The 14084-nt window shown below is 71.4% G+C and carries 16 protein-coding genes; 6 read left to right on the top strand and 10 right to left on the bottom strand.

The window, feature by feature from the left end; genetic code table 11:
- Nucleotides 1–6 precede the first annotated feature (6 nt).
- Nucleotides 7–753, top strand: a complete 747-nt coding sequence (locus ACFVFQ_RS04900; RefSeq protein ID WP_383408735.1) for a sulfite exporter TauE/SafE family protein — start codon at nt 7–9, stop codon at nt 751–753.
- Between the two features lie 22 nt (nt 754–775).
- Here the strand turns inward: ACFVFQ_RS04900 and ACFVFQ_RS04905 are convergent, their stop codons facing one another.
- Nucleotides 776–1063, bottom strand: a complete 288-nt coding sequence (locus tag ACFVFQ_RS04905) for a metal-sensitive transcriptional regulator (protein WP_274918812.1) — start codon at nt 1061–1063, stop codon at nt 776–778.
- 81 nt (nt 1064–1144) lie between these two features.
- Between ACFVFQ_RS04905 and ACFVFQ_RS04910 the strand changes: the two genes are divergently transcribed.
- Nucleotides 1145–1723, top strand: coding sequence for a rhodanese-like domain-containing protein (locus ACFVFQ_RS04910; protein ID WP_383408739.1), 579 nt, complete (start codon nt 1145–1147; stop codon nt 1721–1723).
- A gap of 85 nt (nt 1724–1808) precedes the next feature.
- Here the strand turns inward: ACFVFQ_RS04910 and ACFVFQ_RS04915 are convergent, their stop codons facing one another.
- From ACFVFQ_RS04915 to ACFVFQ_RS04940, 6 genes are all read right to left on the bottom strand, one after another.
- Complete coding sequence (locus ACFVFQ_RS04915) at nt 1809–2384, bottom strand: nucleoside deaminase (protein WP_383408741.1); 576 nt, start codon at nt 2382–2384, stop codon at nt 1809–1811.
- 272 nt (nt 2385–2656) lie between these two features.
- The gene (locus ACFVFQ_RS04920) at nt 2657–3286 is read right to left on the bottom strand and encodes a DedA family protein (protein ID WP_383408744.1); all 630 of its coding nucleotides are present in this window, start codon (nt 3284–3286) and stop codon (nt 2657–2659) included.
- Nucleotides 3287–3467: 181 nt separating this feature from the next.
- A complete protein-coding gene (locus tag ACFVFQ_RS04925) occupies nt 3468–4667 on the bottom strand; it encodes an ABC transporter permease (RefSeq protein ID WP_383408747.1) in 1200 nt (399 codons plus the stop codon).
- The gene (locus tag ACFVFQ_RS04930) at nt 4649–5401 is read right to left on the bottom strand and encodes an ABC transporter ATP-binding protein (RefSeq protein WP_383408750.1); all 753 of its coding nucleotides are present in this window, start codon (nt 5399–5401) and stop codon (nt 4649–4651) included. Before ACFVFQ_RS04930 ends, ACFVFQ_RS04925 begins: the two co-directional genes overlap by 19 nt.
- Nucleotides 5398–6504 carry a peptidoglycan-binding protein gene (locus ACFVFQ_RS04935; protein ID WP_383408753.1) on the bottom strand — a complete coding sequence of 369 codons (1107 nt, stop codon included), beginning with the start codon at nt 6502–6504 and terminating at the stop codon, nt 5398–5400. The genes ACFVFQ_RS04930 and ACFVFQ_RS04935 overlap by 4 nt, the downstream gene beginning before the upstream one ends.
- Nucleotides 6485–6988 carry a hypothetical protein gene (locus ACFVFQ_RS04940; RefSeq protein WP_383408756.1) on the bottom strand — a complete coding sequence of 168 codons (504 nt, stop codon included), beginning with the start codon at nt 6986–6988 and terminating at the stop codon, nt 6485–6487. Before ACFVFQ_RS04940 ends, ACFVFQ_RS04935 begins: the two co-directional genes overlap by 20 nt.
- 123 nt (nt 6989–7111) lie before the next feature.
- On the opposite strand from ACFVFQ_RS04940, the gene ACFVFQ_RS04945 reads away from it, so the two are divergent.
- Nucleotides 7112–7777, top strand: a complete 666-nt coding sequence (locus ACFVFQ_RS04945; RefSeq protein WP_383408759.1) for a response regulator transcription factor — start codon at nt 7112–7114, stop codon at nt 7775–7777.
- Nucleotides 7778–7797: 20 nt separating this feature from the next.
- Nucleotides 7798–9003, top strand: a complete 1206-nt coding sequence (locus ACFVFQ_RS04950) for a sensor histidine kinase (RefSeq protein ID WP_383408762.1) — start codon at nt 7798–7800, stop codon at nt 9001–9003.
- A gap of 72 nt (nt 9004–9075) precedes the next feature.
- Here the strand turns inward: ACFVFQ_RS04950 and ACFVFQ_RS04955 are convergent, their stop codons facing one another.
- From ACFVFQ_RS04955 to ACFVFQ_RS04965, 3 genes are all read right to left on the bottom strand, one after another.
- Nucleotides 9076–10311: an acyl-CoA dehydrogenase family protein gene (locus ACFVFQ_RS04955; protein ID WP_383408765.1), complete on the bottom strand. Its 1236-nt coding sequence runs from the start codon at nt 10309–10311 to the stop codon at nt 9076–9078.
- Between the two features lie 116 nt (nt 10312–10427).
- Nucleotides 10428–10922, bottom strand: coding sequence for a hypothetical protein (locus tag ACFVFQ_RS04960; RefSeq protein ID WP_383408767.1), 495 nt, complete (start codon nt 10920–10922; stop codon nt 10428–10430).
- Nucleotides 10923–10924: 2 nt separating this feature from the next.
- The gene (locus tag ACFVFQ_RS04965) at nt 10925–12361 is read right to left on the bottom strand and encodes a molybdopterin-dependent oxidoreductase (protein ID WP_383408770.1); all 1437 of its coding nucleotides are present in this window, start codon (nt 12359–12361) and stop codon (nt 10925–10927) included.
- A gap of 310 nt (nt 12362–12671) precedes the next feature.
- Between ACFVFQ_RS04965 and ACFVFQ_RS04970 the strand changes: the two genes are divergently transcribed.
- Complete coding sequence (locus ACFVFQ_RS04970) at nt 12672–13388, top strand: molybdopterin-dependent oxidoreductase (protein WP_383408773.1); 717 nt, start codon at nt 12672–12674, stop codon at nt 13386–13388.
- A complete protein-coding gene (locus tag ACFVFQ_RS04975) occupies nt 13372–14010 on the top strand; it encodes a cytochrome b/b6 domain-containing protein (protein WP_383408776.1) in 639 nt (212 codons plus the stop codon). Before ACFVFQ_RS04970 ends, ACFVFQ_RS04975 begins: the two co-directional genes overlap by 17 nt.
- The last annotated feature ends 74 nt before the right edge of the window (nt 14011–14084 follow it).

Here is a 14084-nt window from a genome sequence, read left to right on the forward strand (position 1 = left end):
CGCCCCGTGAGCGCCGTGCTGCTCGCCCTGGCCGCCGGCGCCGTCATCGGCTTGGCGCTCGGAGCCCTCGGGGGCGGCGGGAGCGTGCTGGCCGTCCCCGCCCTGATCTATCTGCTGGGCTTCACCCCGGTCGCCGCGACCACCGCCAGCCTGGTGATCGTCACCGTCACCTCCGCCACCGCCCTGGTCGCGCACGCCCGGGACGGGAACGTCCGCTGGCGCACGGGGCTGTTGTTCGCGGCGGCCGGGGTCGGCCCGGCGGTGTTGGGCGGCGCGCTGGTCGGACATCTCCCGGCGAGCGTGCTGACCGTGGCCTTCGCCGTGATCGCGGCCGCCGCCGCGGTCCGCATGCTCACGGCCCGTGGTTCGGCGGAGCGCACCGTCCGCGTACGGCCGGGCCGGGCGGCCGCCGCCGGCGCCGGTCTGGGCGCGGTCACCGGCGTGCTCGGCGTCGGAGGCGGCTTCCTCGCGGTCCCCGCGCTGGTCAACGTCCTCGGCATGCGGATGCGGGAGGCCGTCGGCAGCAGCCTGCTCGTCATCACCGTCAACTCGCTGGCCGCGCTGGCGATGCGCGCCGGTACGGCCGACGGCCTGGACTGGGCCGTCATAGGGCCGTTCGCCGGGGCGGCGATCCTGGGCGCCTGGGACGGCAAGCGCCTGTCGACGAAGCTGTCCGGGCCCGTCCTTCAACGGGTGTTCGCGCTCGTCCTGTTGGCGACGGCCGGCGTCATGTTGCTGGACGCGGTGGTTTGATGTCCGCCCGATGCGGAACGACTCATGCCAGTGAAAGAAACAGCTTTTCCAGCCGCGCGCGCATCGCCTCGGTGTCCTCACCGTTCTTACGGCCCGACTCGATGTCGGCCACGCACTGCTGCAAGCCGGTGGCGATGATCGCAAAGCCGGCCCGGTCGAGGGCGCGTGAGGCGGCCGCCAGCTGCGTGATGACGTCCTCGCAGTCCCGCCCCTCCTCGATCATCCGGATCACGCCGGAGATCTGACCCTGCGCCCGCCGCAGCCGGTTCAGCACGGCCCGCAGGGACGCACCCTCAAGATCCAGTTCCACGATCACTCCTCGAAAAATACCCCTAGGGGTACTGTACGCCCCGGTTCGGGGCGACGGCGACCGACAAGGATCACCACTGCCATGACCGCTCCCCTCACCCTCGACATCCACCAGGCCCACGCCCGGTTGGCCGACCTCACCCTCATCGACGTCCGCACCCCCGGCGAATACGCCTCCGGCCACCTGCCCGGAGCCCTCAACATCCCCCTGGCCCAGATCCGTCGCGCCGTGCCCGAACTCCGGCACGCGGCCGACCGGGGCGACGTTCTCCTGGTGTGCGCCTCCGGCAATCGCTCGGAGAACGCCCGCCGGCTCCTCGCCGAGCAGGGCGTCACGACGGCCAACCTCGCCGGCGGCACCACCGCTTGGGCCGCCGAAGGACACGAGCTGCACCGGCCCGCCGCCTGCGACACCCCCGCCTCGTGGAGCATGGAACGCCAAGTACGCCTCACCGCCGGGTCGTTGGTGCTCCTGGGGCTGCTTCTCGGCCTACTGGTGCACCCGGCCTTCCAGTTCCTCTCGGCCGGCATCGGGGGTGGGCTCGTCTTCTCCGCGCTCACCAACACCTGCGGGATGGCCGTCATGTTGGCCAAACTCCCGCACAACCGTCCCCGCCCCGCCGACCTCGCCGCGACGCTCGCCGCACTGCGCCGCGACTGACCACCGGCGCTCGCACCCGCCTCACCCGCCGGGCGGCCCGCCCCCGCGCTCCGCCCGGCTCACGGTGTGCCAAGGCCGGCCCGCATCAGTAGGGGTGCCGGTTCGGCCGGTCCTTCCATGCCTGGTACGCGGTGGCGCCGAGCTCCGGGTGGATCTGCTTCATCGTGATCAGCCGCTCGTTGAACGGCTTCTTGAACTCCTCGTACTGGTACGCGTCGCTGAAGCCGATGGCCTCCGTCATCTTCAGGTCGCAACTGAAGTAGACGGCGCGGAACCGCGACCAGTAGATGGCGCTCAGGCACATCGGGCAGGGCGCGCCACTGGTGTAGATCTCGCACCCCCTGAGCATCCGTGCCCGGCGCGGCAAGGGGTCCGGGGAGCCCGGGTCACGACGGACCAGCTTGAGGGTGCTGGTGTTCTGGTAGTCGACGTCGATCGACGGGGCCTCGGGGTTGAGGACCTGGATCGCCTTGCGGATGGCCGCCACCTCGCCGTGCGCGGTGGGGTCCCCGGTGAGCAGGACGCGGTTCTGCCCGCGAGCGATGATCCGGTCGTCCTTGGTGATCACCGCTCCGAACGGACCGCCCCAGCCGTTTTCCACCGACTCGGTGGCCAACCGCACCGCCTCGGCCATGAACTTCTTCCGATTCGACTTCGCCATGCCGCACCCTTCGCCTTCCGTGTCCGCCTTCCCCGCTCTGGCATATGCACGGTAGGCGACATTTGCCACACATCACCTCTCCACGTGCGACACTTCGGACAATCACCCGCCCGGGCCCCCGACGCCTCCAGCCCCTGCCCTGCCGCAAATTGACGGTCAGTCACCTCACGTCACGGGCACCCACCCTCGCCCACCGGAACGCCCGGCAGCGGAAGGCCAACCGGCGGGAACTTCGCTGACTGACCGCTGAGCGCGTAGTCGACCTCGGTGGCTCAGTCGGCTGAACCGTGGCGGCGGCGCAGTGCCTTACGGGCCACGAGCCCGACGACGACCAGGCCCAGGGCGATGAGCAGGTAGGTCGAGTAGCGGTTGATCTCGGTGTAGAGGGTGGTGATGTGGTCGCCGGCCGCGTACCCGACGCCCGCCCACAGTCCGACCCACAGGGCCGCCCCGAGCGCGTTGAAGGCGAGGAAGCGGGGCCAGGGCATCTTGGTGGTGCCGGCGATGATGCCGTTCAGCTGGCGCAGTCCTTCGAAGAAGCGCGCGACGGTGACGACCTTCCCGCCGTGACGGGTGAAGAACTGCTCGGCCTTCTCGTACCGTTCGGGCGGGAGGAAGACGTACTTGCCGTAGCGGTGCACCAGTGCCTGTCCGCCGGTGCGGCCGATGAGGTAGCCGACGTTGTCGCCGAGGACGGCGGCGACGATGCCGATGGCGACAACCGCGGCGATGTTGAGATGGCCGGCACCCGCATACACCGCCGCGGCGATCAGGGTCGTCTCCCCCGGCGAGGGGACACCGAAGTCCTCGACGAAGATCAGGGCGCCCACGGCCCAGTAGCCCCAGTGGTCCAGGATCGGTGCGAGGTGGCCGAGCACTCCGGGCAGCGGCGGCGCACTCATGCGGGTCTCGTTCCTTCCGCGGGGTGGCGGGGGTTCGGTGGTCATGCGGCTTCGGCCGGACCGAGCGCAGGGGGTTGCCGTTCAGGGTATTGCCGAAGCGGCGATGGACAGGCCCGCGCCGCGGAGAAGACTTCCCCAAGGGGAGGTCTTCTCCGCACGGGTGTGGTGCCCGTCTCTCCTCCTATGCCGCTTGGAGGGCAAGCGTCGGGGAGAGGCGGGCAGCGCGGACCGCCGGGTACAGGCCGGCCACCGTCCCGATGAACAGCGTGGCGGCGAAACCGCCGCCGACCGCCCACGGGGGGACCACCCAGGGCATGCCGCCCGTGATGGCGAACGCATAGGTGGCCGCGGCGCCGAGCACCACGCCGGCCAGGCCACCGAGGCCGGAGAGCAGCAGCGACTCGGTGACGAACTGGATGCGGATCTGGCCGCGGGTGGCGCCCAGGGAGCGACGCAGGCCGATCTCATGGCGGCGCTCCAACACCGAGATGATCATGGTGTTGGCCACTCCCACGCCGCCGACCAACAGGGCCACGCCACCCAGCCCGAGCAGCAGGCTGTCGAACGCGCCCTCCGTCGCGGCCTTGGCCTGGAGGGCCGAGGACGGGTTGGAGACCTCGACGTTCTGCGGGTTCTGCGGGTCCGCGGTGCGGGCGAGCAGCGTGCGGACCGACTCGACGGAGGCGTCCGTGGAGCGTTCGTAGATCTTGGTGGGGTGGCCGTCGAAGCCCAGCAGGGTGCCCGCTCCTTCCCAGCCCACCAGGGCGGCGCGTTCGATCTCGGGTGCCAGAGGCAGCGGGTCGAGGATGCCGAGGACGGTGAAGTACCGGTTGCCGATGAAGACTTGCTGACCAGGCGTGGTGATGCCCAGGCGCTGGGCGGCGACGTGTCCGAGCACCACCGAGGGGTAGCGTCCGTTCGCACCGTTGAGCCACGTGCCCGCGTGCACCGTCCCGCGCAGGGCCTTCAGCAGGCCCTCGCCGGCGGCCTTCACCGTGAGTCCGCCGGTGTCGCTCTCGGGGATCTTCTCGCTGCGCCGGACCGTGGGTTTCAGGTCGCCGGTCGCCCCGACCTGTTCGACACCGGCGATCCGGCCGATCATGCCGGGCGCTTCCTTGGGGAGCTTGGTGGCCTGACCGCTGAACATGTCCTGTCCCGGGGCGACCGTCAGCATGTTGGTGCCCAGTTCGTCGAGTTGTCGCAGGAGTTGTTCCTTGCTGGAGGCGGAGATGCCGACCACCGCGATCATCGTGGCGATGCCGATGGCAATGCCCAGTGCGGACAGCACGACCCGCATGGGGCGACTGCGCAGCCCCGCCGAGCCGACGTGCAGGACGTCGCGCGGGCCGAGGCGGGCCGGGGTCAGTCGGTCGCGGCGCACGGTTCCTCACCCCCCGACGGCTTCGACGCCGGCGCCGGTGGCCGCGACGGTTCCGGGGGTTTCCGGTGGGTGTCCTCAACGATCCGGCCGTCCCGGATGCGCACCTGGCGCGGCAGTGCGCCGGCGATCTCGGCGTCGTGGGTGATCACCGCGATGGTGGCGCCCTCCGCGTTGAGCTCGTGCAGCAACTGCATGACGGCGTCGCCGGAGGCGGAGTCCAGGGCGCCGGTCGGCTCGTCCGCCAGCAGCAGGTCCGGTTCGCCCACCACCGCCCGCGCGATGGCGACCCGTTGGCGCTGCCCGCCGGACAGTTCGTGCGGACGGTGGCGCATCCTGTCCCCGAGTCCTACCCGGGCCAGGGCCTGTGCCGCGCGCTTGCGGCGCTCGGTCCGCGTCAGGCCGGAATAGAGCAGGCCCTCGGCGACGTTGTCCTGGGCGCTGACTCCGGCCACGAGGTGGAAGGACTGGAAGACGAAGCCGATGTGGCGGGCCCGCAGCGCGGACAGCCGACGGTCGGTCAGGGCGGCGACGTCGTGGCCCGCAATGGTGACCGTCCCAGCAGTGGGGCGGTCCAGGGTGCCGACGATGTGCAGCAGGGTGGACTTGCCGGAGCCTGACGGGCCGACCAGGGCGAGCAGCTCCCCGCGGTCGATGCTGAGATCCACCCCCCGTAGTGCCGCGACCCCGCCGGGGTACTCCTTGGTGACTTGGTTCAGTGCGACGACGGTGTTCATGCCTTGGGTACTCCGACCTTCATGCCCTCCTTGAGGCCGGACCCGTTGACCTCGACCCGTCCCTGCCCGAACAGGCCGAGTGTGACGGGCACTTCGCGGGCCCTGCCGTCCTCGACGACCTGGACGCCGAAGCCACCGGCGGGCAGTGCGAGCAGCGCGTTGACCGGGACCGTCAGCACGTTCCGGTGCGTCTCGCCCTGGAGGTCGACGGTGACCGGGGCCTGGTCAACGCCCTTGACCCGTCCCGGATCGGTGAAGGCGATCCGGGCGGTGATCTTGGCGGACTGGTCCTGCCCACCGGCGCCCTGGTCCTTCTCGTCCGAACTCGCGCTGCGGTCGACGGAGGAGACCCTCCCTCTAGCCTTGTCGCCACTTGGGAGGGTGATCTCCACTCGGGTGCCGACCTCGGCGAGCCCGGCATCGGCGACGTCGAGTTTGATCTGCACCTCGCGCTCGGCGCCGGTAAGCGTGAGCAGTGGACGGCCGGGGCCGGTCTGGTCTCCGACGGCCGCTTCCCTCTTCTTGACCCGCACCGAACCCGGCGCGAAGGCGATCTGGTCCGGGCCCGTCTCACCGGTCTGCCGCAGACCGTGGGACTTCTGCCAACGTTTGACCGCGTCCGCGGTCCCGGGGGTGTACTCCTCGTCGACGGTCAGGCCCGCGCCGTAGCCGAGGTCGCGGAGGTTCTGTTTCAGCTGTCTGACGTCCGGGCCGTTGTCACCGGCCTTCAGCTTCCGGTACATGGGGCGCTCGCCGTACATCAGCCAGATCTTTTTCCCGTCGGCCTCGTAGAGCGCCTCGTTGCTCCTGATCACCGCTCCGGTGTCCGGGAGCCAGGTGACCGTCCCCTGTGCGCCGCCATTGGCCTTGCGTTCCTCGGAGTAGCCGAGGGTTCCGTCCACCTGGGTGCGGCTGCTCAGATCCTGCCGCTGGACCGTGTCCGTCCGCTGCGGCAGACCGTCCGTGCGCTGTTGCCGCCCCTTGGCGTGGTCGGCGTTGGTCGCGACGACCGCCGCCCCGCCCACCAGCACGCCCACCACGACCGTCGAGGCGAGGACGTACTTCCGGCGAGGCCGCCTGCGTTCACTTGCCGAGCTTGTCATTGCACGCCTTCGTGGCCTTGTCCATCTTTTCCCTGCTCACGTCGGGGCCGCCTCCCGCACGCATGCTCAGCTTGCCGTCCTCCATCTGCGGGTCCGGCATGTCGATGCCCTGCTCGCGCATGCAACGGGCGTACGCGACCGCCTTGTCGAGCGCCTTCTGCTGTTCCTCCGGACTCATCTCCTTGCCGTTGCCGGCACCGGGCAGGTCCTTGCACGCTTCCTGCGCCTTCTTGAGCGCCTTCTCGTCCTTCACCTCGATGCCCGCGGCCTGTCCCGGCTTGGGCTCCTGCACCTTCAGGCCGTTGTCGCGCAGGCACTGACGGTATGCATAGGCTTCGTCCTCCTTCTTGCCGTCGCCAGCCCCGCCGGAGTCCTGCGCACTGCCGCCCTTCGCCGCGTCCGAAGCGCCTCCGGTGCAGCTCACGGCAAACAGCGCCAACCCCGTCACGAACGCGGCCGCTATGCCGTACCTGAATTCCGCCATGGTTTTCCTCCCTGCTCCCGGACCAAGTCCGACTGCACGGAGGCTCACACGGGACCGTGTTTCGTTTCCCTCACCGTGGACGTTTACGTCGAGGAAACGTCCCTCTCAGGTACATCTGGTGACATGCGTGTGTTGGTCGTGGAAGACGAGAAATTCCTGGCGGAGATGGTTGCCGAGGGGCTGCGCCGGGACGCCCTGGCCGTTGATGTCGCCCACGACGGCACGGAGGCGCTGGAACGGCTGCGCCTGGGCGACTACGACGTGCTCGTCCTGGACCGCGATCTGCCCGGCCTGCACGGCGACGAGGTGTGCCGTCGCGTCGTCGAGGCGCGTCTGCTGACGCGGGTGCTGATGCTCACCGCCGCCGGTTCCGTACGGGAGCGCGTCGAGGGCCTGGGCCTGGGCGCGGACGACTACCTGGCCAAGCCGTTCGCCTACGAGGAGTTGCTGGCCCGTGTCCTGGCCCTGGGGCGCCGGGCCCGGCCCGCCCTCCCGCCCGTGATCGAGCGGGCGGGCATCACCCTGGACACGGCCCGTCGACAGTCCTTCCGCGACGGTCGCTACCTCGCGCTGTCGCGCAAGGAGTTCGGGGTGTTGGAGGTGCTGATGCGCGCCGAGGGCGCCGTCGTCAGCGGCGACGACCTGATCGAGCGGGTGTGGGAGGAGAACACCAGCTATCGCACCAACGCCGTCCGGGTCACCCTGAGCAAGCTGCGCACCAAGCTGGGTGAGCCTTCGGTGATCGACACCGTGCCCGGCCACGGCTATCGCATCGGCGGCGACGCGTGAAGGGACCCGCGCTGCGCAGCATGCCCCGCCTCCACCTTCCCGGCGGGGAACGGACCCGTCTGACGATGCTGTACGGCGGGCTGCTCGTCGTCGCCGGAGCGATGCTCATCGGCCTGGTCAACTTCCTCGTGGGGCGGGGGCTGAACACCACGATCAGCATGGCCGTCGCCCGGAGCCCGCTGGAGTCCGATGTCGAAGCTCCGGCCATGCACGGCTTCGCCCGGGCGACTCCCGGCACCGGTGTCCCCTCCCCGGCCGACCAGGAAGCGGCCGCGAAAGCGGCGAAGGAGATCACCTCGGCCGCCGAACAGGCCGCGCAGCAGGAGTTGTTGACCGTTTCCCTGGTCGCCCTGGGTGCCTTCGCCGTCCTCTCCGTCGTTCTGGCCTGGTGGATGGCCGGACGGGTACTGCGCCCGGTCGGAGTGATCACCCGCACCGCGCGACGGCTGTCGGGAGAGAACCTCCACGAGCGCATCGCCCTCGACGCCCCCGCCGGCGAACTCAAGCAGCTCGCCGACACCTTCGACGGGATGCTCGACCGCATGGAGCATCTCGTGGGGGCCCAGAGGCGCTTCGCCGCCAACGCGGCGCACGAGCTCCGGACCTCGCTGGCAGTGCAGCGGGCCGCGGCCGAGATCGGCCTCGACACCTCCGATCCGGAGGCCGTCCGGCACATCCGTCGCAAGCTGATCGCGGTCGCCGACAACAACGAGCGGCTCATCGAGGGGCTGCTGTTGCTGTCCGTCTCCGAGCAGGGACTGGACCATCGCGCGCCCGTCGCACTCGACGAGTTGGCCCGCACCGTGACCGCCGAACACGCCGCATCGGAGCGGGCCGGTGACAACGGCGTCAGCGTCCGGGCCGATGTCTCACCCGTGACGGTGCAGGGCGACCGGGTCCTGCTGACGCACCTCGTGCACAACCTCGTCGGCAACGCGCTGCGGTACAACCACGACGGCGGCCAGGTCGCGGTCGCCGTGCACAACGGCACGCTGCGCGTGGCCAACAGCGGCCCTCGGGTGCCGCCGGAGACGGTCCCGTACCTCTTCGAGCCGTTCCGCCGCCTGAACGAGCGCCGGCACGGTACCGGCGAGGGCGCCGGCCTGGGGCTCTCCATCGTCGCCTCGATCGCCCGGGCCCACCGGGCCCGCATCCGTGCCGAGGCCAACCCGCGCGGCGGCCTCACCATCGAGGTCGCCTTCCCCCGTCCCGAACAACCCTCCTGAGCGCTCCCCGCGGTGAAGGGGGCCCGGTCGAGCAGGCGGGCCGGGGAGCCTCGGGCCGACTCGGCGGGCCGCTCAGATCAGCGGGCTGATCTGGTCCTCGATGCCGAGCAGGGCGCGGCCGTAGCTCTCGTGGGCGATGGCGGGGTTGATCATCGCGTGGCGGCTGCCGGTCTCCAGGTCCCGCCAGATGCGTTGCAGCGGGTGGTCGTCGGCGAAGCTCCTGGCGCCCTGCACGGTCAGCAGGATGTCCAGCGCCTCGCGCGAGCGGCGGGCGACGGTGGCGATGTCCATCCGGACCCGGGCCCGGTCGGGCAGGGGCATGCGGCGGCCGCTCGCCGCCCAGCCGTCGACGTCGTCGGCCGCGCGCATCAGGTGGAGGGTTGCGGTATCGACGAGTTGGGCGGCCTCGGCGATCTGGGTCTGGGTGGCGGGGGCCTCGCGGGCGTCCTGGTAGTAGGTGTGCGAGATGCCGTGTCCCTGGGCGAGCGAGGCCAGTACCAGTTCCAGTCCGCCCCGGGCCAGGCCCAGCAGCGGGCCAGCGAGGGAGAGGGCGAGCGTGGGGACGAACGCCGCGCGGTACAGGGCTTCGTCCCGGAACTCGGTCGGGTACTCGCCCCGTTTCGCCCCGGTCACCGACAGGATGCGGTGCGCGGGGACGAAGACCTCGTCGGCGACGAGGGTGTTGCTTCCGGTGCCGCGCATCCCGGCCACGTGCCAGGTGTCCTCGATCGTCAGCCGGTCCATCGGGACCAACGCCAGCCCCTGGTCGAGCTGTTCGCCGGACGCGGCGGTGACCGGCATGCCGAGCAGCGCCCACTGGGCGTGCCGGCAGCCAGACGCGAAGCCCCACCGCCCGGAGATGACCTGTCCCCCGTCGGCGGCCCGGCTCGTGCCCTGGGGAGGGAGGACGGAACAGGCGCGGGCGCGGGGGTTCGGCTCGTAGACCTCGCGCTGGGCGCGTTCGGGGTAGAGGCCGATGACCCAGCCGGAGATGTTGGTCAGGCTGGCGGTCCAGGCGGTGGAGCCGCAGCCGCGGCCGAGTTCCGACGTCACCTCAAGGAGGGTGCGGAGGCTTGCCTGGTGACCGCCGAACCGCTCGGGCCTGGTGATGCCGAGCAGGCCGGCCTCGTCGAGGGCCACGATGTTCTCCTCGGCGACCCGTCGGTCCTGCTCGGTGCGGGCGGCGTTGCGCCGGAGCAAGTCGACGAGTCCGGCGGCCCGTTGGGTTAAGGCGCTCCGCGCCTCACCCGTTGCCGGTCCCGCGGCGGTCGTCGCCCGGGTCGTTCCGTTCATCGCGCTCTGCGTCATGGGGTGCCCTCCTCAATGTCCGGGTGCCCCGCCGCAGACGGGAAGCGCCCTGCCAGTTCCTCAACTTACCCAGCCGTAACGGATGTACCGGCCACTACCAGACTCAACGGTCGCTGTCAGTCCTTGGCGGCGGCCTCGCGCGGAGGGCGTGGGCGGGTGCGCCGCTGGCGGCGCAGTGTGCGGGCGAAGGCCAGTGCGGAGACGCCGAAGAAGACACCGGTCAACGCCAACCAGCGGCCGAGGAAGACGTCTTCGGACAGATGGGTGGCACCGGTGTAGGGGGTGGAGAGGCCGAGGACGAGGGGGAACCAGACAAGCAGCAGGAGGCCAGAGAGGAAGGCGGGGACCCGGAGGTAGTTGATCCAGGGCGAGGCGGGCAGCGGGGCGGGGGCGCGGTGCCGCAGCACGGTGTGCGCGGAGGCGTCGGCCAGCGAGTACAGCGGCAGCAGGATCAGGTCGTGGAGGATCGCCGCGCCGACGAACCAGACGGCCACGGTCAGTGGTCGGACGGCGAACAGTCGGACCACGGCGTAGCCGGTGAGGGCGAAGGAGCAGAGCAGGACGAGGAGATGCAGGGGGTGGGCACCGTACCAGCGCACGAAGCGGGCCATGGTCAGGTCCTGAAGGTGAGGCGGCGGACCCACTTGGTGTTGTTCACGCCGGGGTTGGCCGGGACGATGATGCGGGCCGGGTAGCCGTGGTCGAGGGAGAGGTCCGCGCCGTTGACGCGCAGGGCGAGCAGCGAGCGGGGGTCGTGGATCTGGTTGCCGCGCAGCACCACCGAGCTGTAGGGGCCGCGGGGTTGGACGGATTCCACCAGGAGGCTCCGGGCGTGCGGCAGGCCGGCCAGGGCGGCGAGGTCGGTCAGCCGCAGGCCGTTCCAGAGCTGGTCGGGGGTGGACCAGCCCTCGACGCAGGCGATCGGCAGGGCGGCGCTGTGCCGGTCCATGGCGAGGAGTCGGTCGCGGGGGAAGCGCAGCGGCGGGCCGTATCCGTGGATCTCCAGCCGCCAGTCGGGGCCGACGTGCGCCGGCGTGACGCCGAGGGCCGCGGCCGTCTTGTTGATCTGGAAGCCGTTCGGGCCGGTGCCCGGCTCGCGGTTGTGCGGGGCGAGCAGGGCGGTGCTCCGCAGCCGGCCGCCGATGCTCTGGCCGGCGGTGACCAGGAGGAGCAGCAGCGAGCCGCCGCCCACCATGGCCAGCGCGCCGCGGCGGGTCATCGTCGGCGCGGCGGGGTCGGTCGGGACCAGGCCGTCGGGGTCGGGGGATTCGGGCCGGGTGTGCGCGAGGTCGGTGCGCAGTTCGGCGGCGAGGCTGCGGGAGCGCAGGGCGCGGGTCATCCGTCCCAGTCGGATGCTGACGTGGACGGCGAAGGCGGCGACGAGGATCCAGGCACCGTAGAAGTGCAGGGTGTAGAAGGAGCCCGGGAAGACGTAGAAGAGCTGGATGTTGAGGAGGCCGGTGGCGAATTCGAAGATGGCCCCGCCGACCAGGAACAGCAGTGAGAGCCGTTCCAGTCCGTGGGCGAGGTTGCGGACGGGCACCCAGGTGAACAGTTTCGGGATCACCGACCACAACTTGGCCAGCAGCACCGGCAGCAGGACGACTCCCAGCGTCACATGCACGCCCTGGGTGAGCCGGTACAACCAGGCGGGGTGGGTGGGCCAGTCGAAGAGGTAGAAGCCCAACAGGCCCTTGTCGGGGGTCTGGTCGTTCAGCGGGTCCAGCCCCGGGTTGTAGGCGGCGTAGGAGAGCGCGCCGGTGAGGAACATCAGTGGGATGCCGAACAGCAGCACCAGGCCGAACACCGAGGTCAGCCACGGTCCGCGGAGCGGGCTGCGCCAGAACCCGGTGCGGAACGGGCCTGGTGGCGGCGGCAGCTCGCCGATCCGCCGGGCCAGTGCCGCCCCAGCGGCGACGACACGGGTGGCCCGCGCCGCCGTGGCGGTGCGGATCCGCCGCAGCCGCTGCCGGCCGCGCCGCGCGCGGGGCGTCAGGCGGGCGGGTTTGCCGGGGCCGCCCGACCCTGGCGGTCGTCTGTCATCGTCCATCGGCACTCTCCCTCTCCATGGGGTCGGCCGCCCTCCGTTTGTCCGGGGCGGCTTCCGGTGCGCGCGCATGCCTGGCGCACGGTCAACTTCAAGGTGGCGCAGGTCCGCCCGCCGGTCCCGCCCGACGTGCGGACGCGTGCCTGGCACTAGCCGAACGGACGACGTACCCCCGGCAGGCCCGACGGGTTCCCCCGTGCCGACCTCATCGTGCTGCCGGGTACCCGCCGCGGCACCGAAGCGGGGCTTACGAAACCCTGACGCCGGGGCGCACGGGGTGGTCAGCGCCCCGGCCCGCTGCTCTGCTGGTCACATGGTCAGCGAACGACAAGGCAGGCCCGTCGGGCGGCGATTGGTCCTGGGGATGCTCGGGCTCGGCGCCGCGGGCGTGGCGTTCGGGGCGCCGCTGCAAGATGGTCTCAACGCGGCGCTCTCCGGCGTGCGCGAGCGGGACCCCAACGGCATCACGGGCCTGCTGCCCGGCTCCGGCGGCTTCCGTCTCTACTCGGTGGCGCCCTCGGTTCCGCACCGGACCGCCACCGACTACCGGCTCGCCGTGGGCGGGCTCGTCGAGCGCCCGACGACGTACTCCCTGGCGGACCTCCAACGCCTGCCGCGCACCCGACTGGTGAAGGACGTGCAGTGCGTGACCGGTTGGCGGGTACCCAGGACTCCGTTCACCGGCGTGCGGCTGTCCCACCTGCTCGACGCGGCGGGGGTCCGGCCCGGGGCCGGGGCCGTGCGCTTCACCTGCTTCGACGGCGTCTACAGCGAGAGCCTCACCCTGGAACAGGCCCGGCGTCCGGACATGCTGGTCGCCTACGCGATGGACGACCGGCCGCTGACGCATGCGCACGGCGGGCCGGCCCGGCTGTACGCCGCGCCGATGTACTTCTACAAGTCCGCGAAATGGCTGTCTGGCATCACCGTCACCGACCGCGTGGAGCCCGGCTATTGGGAACGGTACGGGTACGACGTGGATGCCTGGGTCGGCACGTCGAACGGGCGGGACGATGCCACCGTTGAATGAGTTGACCGGGCGGGCGGCCGTGGCGCTCGACGCGGAGCGGCTGCGGCGCTTCACCGCCGCGGAACGGTGGATTCACCGGGGCACGGCGGTGTTGATGGGCCTCGCGCTGGTCACCGCGGCCTGTCTGTACGTCCCTTGGCTGGCCGAGCTCGTGGGTCGCCGCCGGCTGGTGGTCACCGTGCACGAGTGGGCGGGAATCGCGTTGCCGGTGCCGCTGTTGCTGGGGCTCGCCTCGCGGGCCTTCCGGACGGACCTGGGTCGGCTGAACCGGTTCGGCCCGCAGGACCGCGGCTGGTTGCGGGCGACCCTGCGCGGGCGGCGCCGACGCCCGGCGGGAAAGTTCAACGCCGGACAGAAGCTGTATGCGGCGTCGGTGGCCGGCGCGGCGCTCGTCCTGATCGGCACCGGTCTGCTGCTGTGGTTCCCGGGCCTGGTGCCGTTGCTGTGGCGCACCGGGGCGACGCTGGTCCACGACGTCACCGCCCTGCTCGTCGGCGTCCTCGTCCTCGGCCACATCTGGCTGGCCGCCCGAGCTCCGGAGGCCCGCCGCGGGCTGCGCACCGGCTACGTCGCGCGCGCCTGGGCCAGGCGGGAACATCCGTTGTGGGAGGAGGAGTCCTGACGGGGGAAGCGGGAGGGCGGGGCCGGCGGTGCAGTAACGGGCGTGCGGTTACTGGCTCTTGAGCGTTGAGGGGC

Origin of the sequence: Streptomyces sp. NPDC057743 (assembly GCF_042798755.1) — a bacterium.
GTDB lineage: Bacteria > Actinomycetota > Actinomycetes > Streptomycetales > Streptomycetaceae > Streptomyces.

Coding starts and splice junctions, on each gene's coding strand:
- ACFVFQ_RS04910 (WP_383408739.1), top strand. CDS start 1,145: ATGACCGCTCCCCTCACCCTCGACATCCACCAGGCCCACGCCCGGTTG.
- ACFVFQ_RS04915 (WP_383408741.1), bottom strand. CDS start 2,384: ATGGCGAAGTCGAATCGGAAGAAGTTCATGGCCGAGGCGGTGCGGTTG.
- ACFVFQ_RS04920 (WP_383408744.1), bottom strand. CDS start 3,286: ATGAGTGCGCCGCCGCTGCCCGGAGTGCTCGGCCACCTCGCACCGATC.
- ACFVFQ_RS04930 (WP_383408750.1), bottom strand. CDS start 5,401: ATGAACACCGTCGTCGCACTGAACCAAGTCACCAAGGAGTACCCCGGC.
- ACFVFQ_RS04935 (WP_383408753.1), bottom strand. CDS start 6,504: ATGACAAGCTCGGCAAGTGAACGCAGGCGGCCTCGCCGGAAGTACGTC.
- ACFVFQ_RS04940 (WP_383408756.1), bottom strand. CDS start 6,988: ATGGCGGAATTCAGGTACGGCATAGCGGCCGCGTTCGTGACGGGGTTG.
- ACFVFQ_RS04945 (WP_383408759.1), top strand. CDS start 7,112: ATGCGTGTGTTGGTCGTGGAAGACGAGAAATTCCTGGCGGAGATGGTT.
- ACFVFQ_RS04950 (WP_383408762.1), top strand. CDS start 7,798: ATGCCCCGCCTCCACCTTCCCGGCGGGGAACGGACCCGTCTGACGATG.
- ACFVFQ_RS04955 (WP_383408765.1), bottom strand. CDS start 10,311: ATGACGCAGAGCGCGATGAACGGAACGACCCGGGCGACGACCGCCGCG.
- ACFVFQ_RS04960 (WP_383408767.1), bottom strand. CDS start 10,922: ATGGCCCGCTTCGTGCGCTGGTACGGTGCCCACCCCCTGCATCTCCTC.
- ACFVFQ_RS04965 (WP_383408770.1), bottom strand. CDS start 12,361: ATGGACGATGACAGACGACCGCCAGGGTCGGGCGGCCCCGGCAAACCC.
- ACFVFQ_RS04970 (WP_383408773.1), top strand. CDS start 12,672: ATGGTCAGCGAACGACAAGGCAGGCCCGTCGGGCGGCGATTGGTCCTG.
- ACFVFQ_RS04975 (WP_383408776.1), top strand. CDS start 13,372: ATGCCACCGTTGAATGAGTTGACCGGGCGGGCGGCCGTGGCGCTCGAC.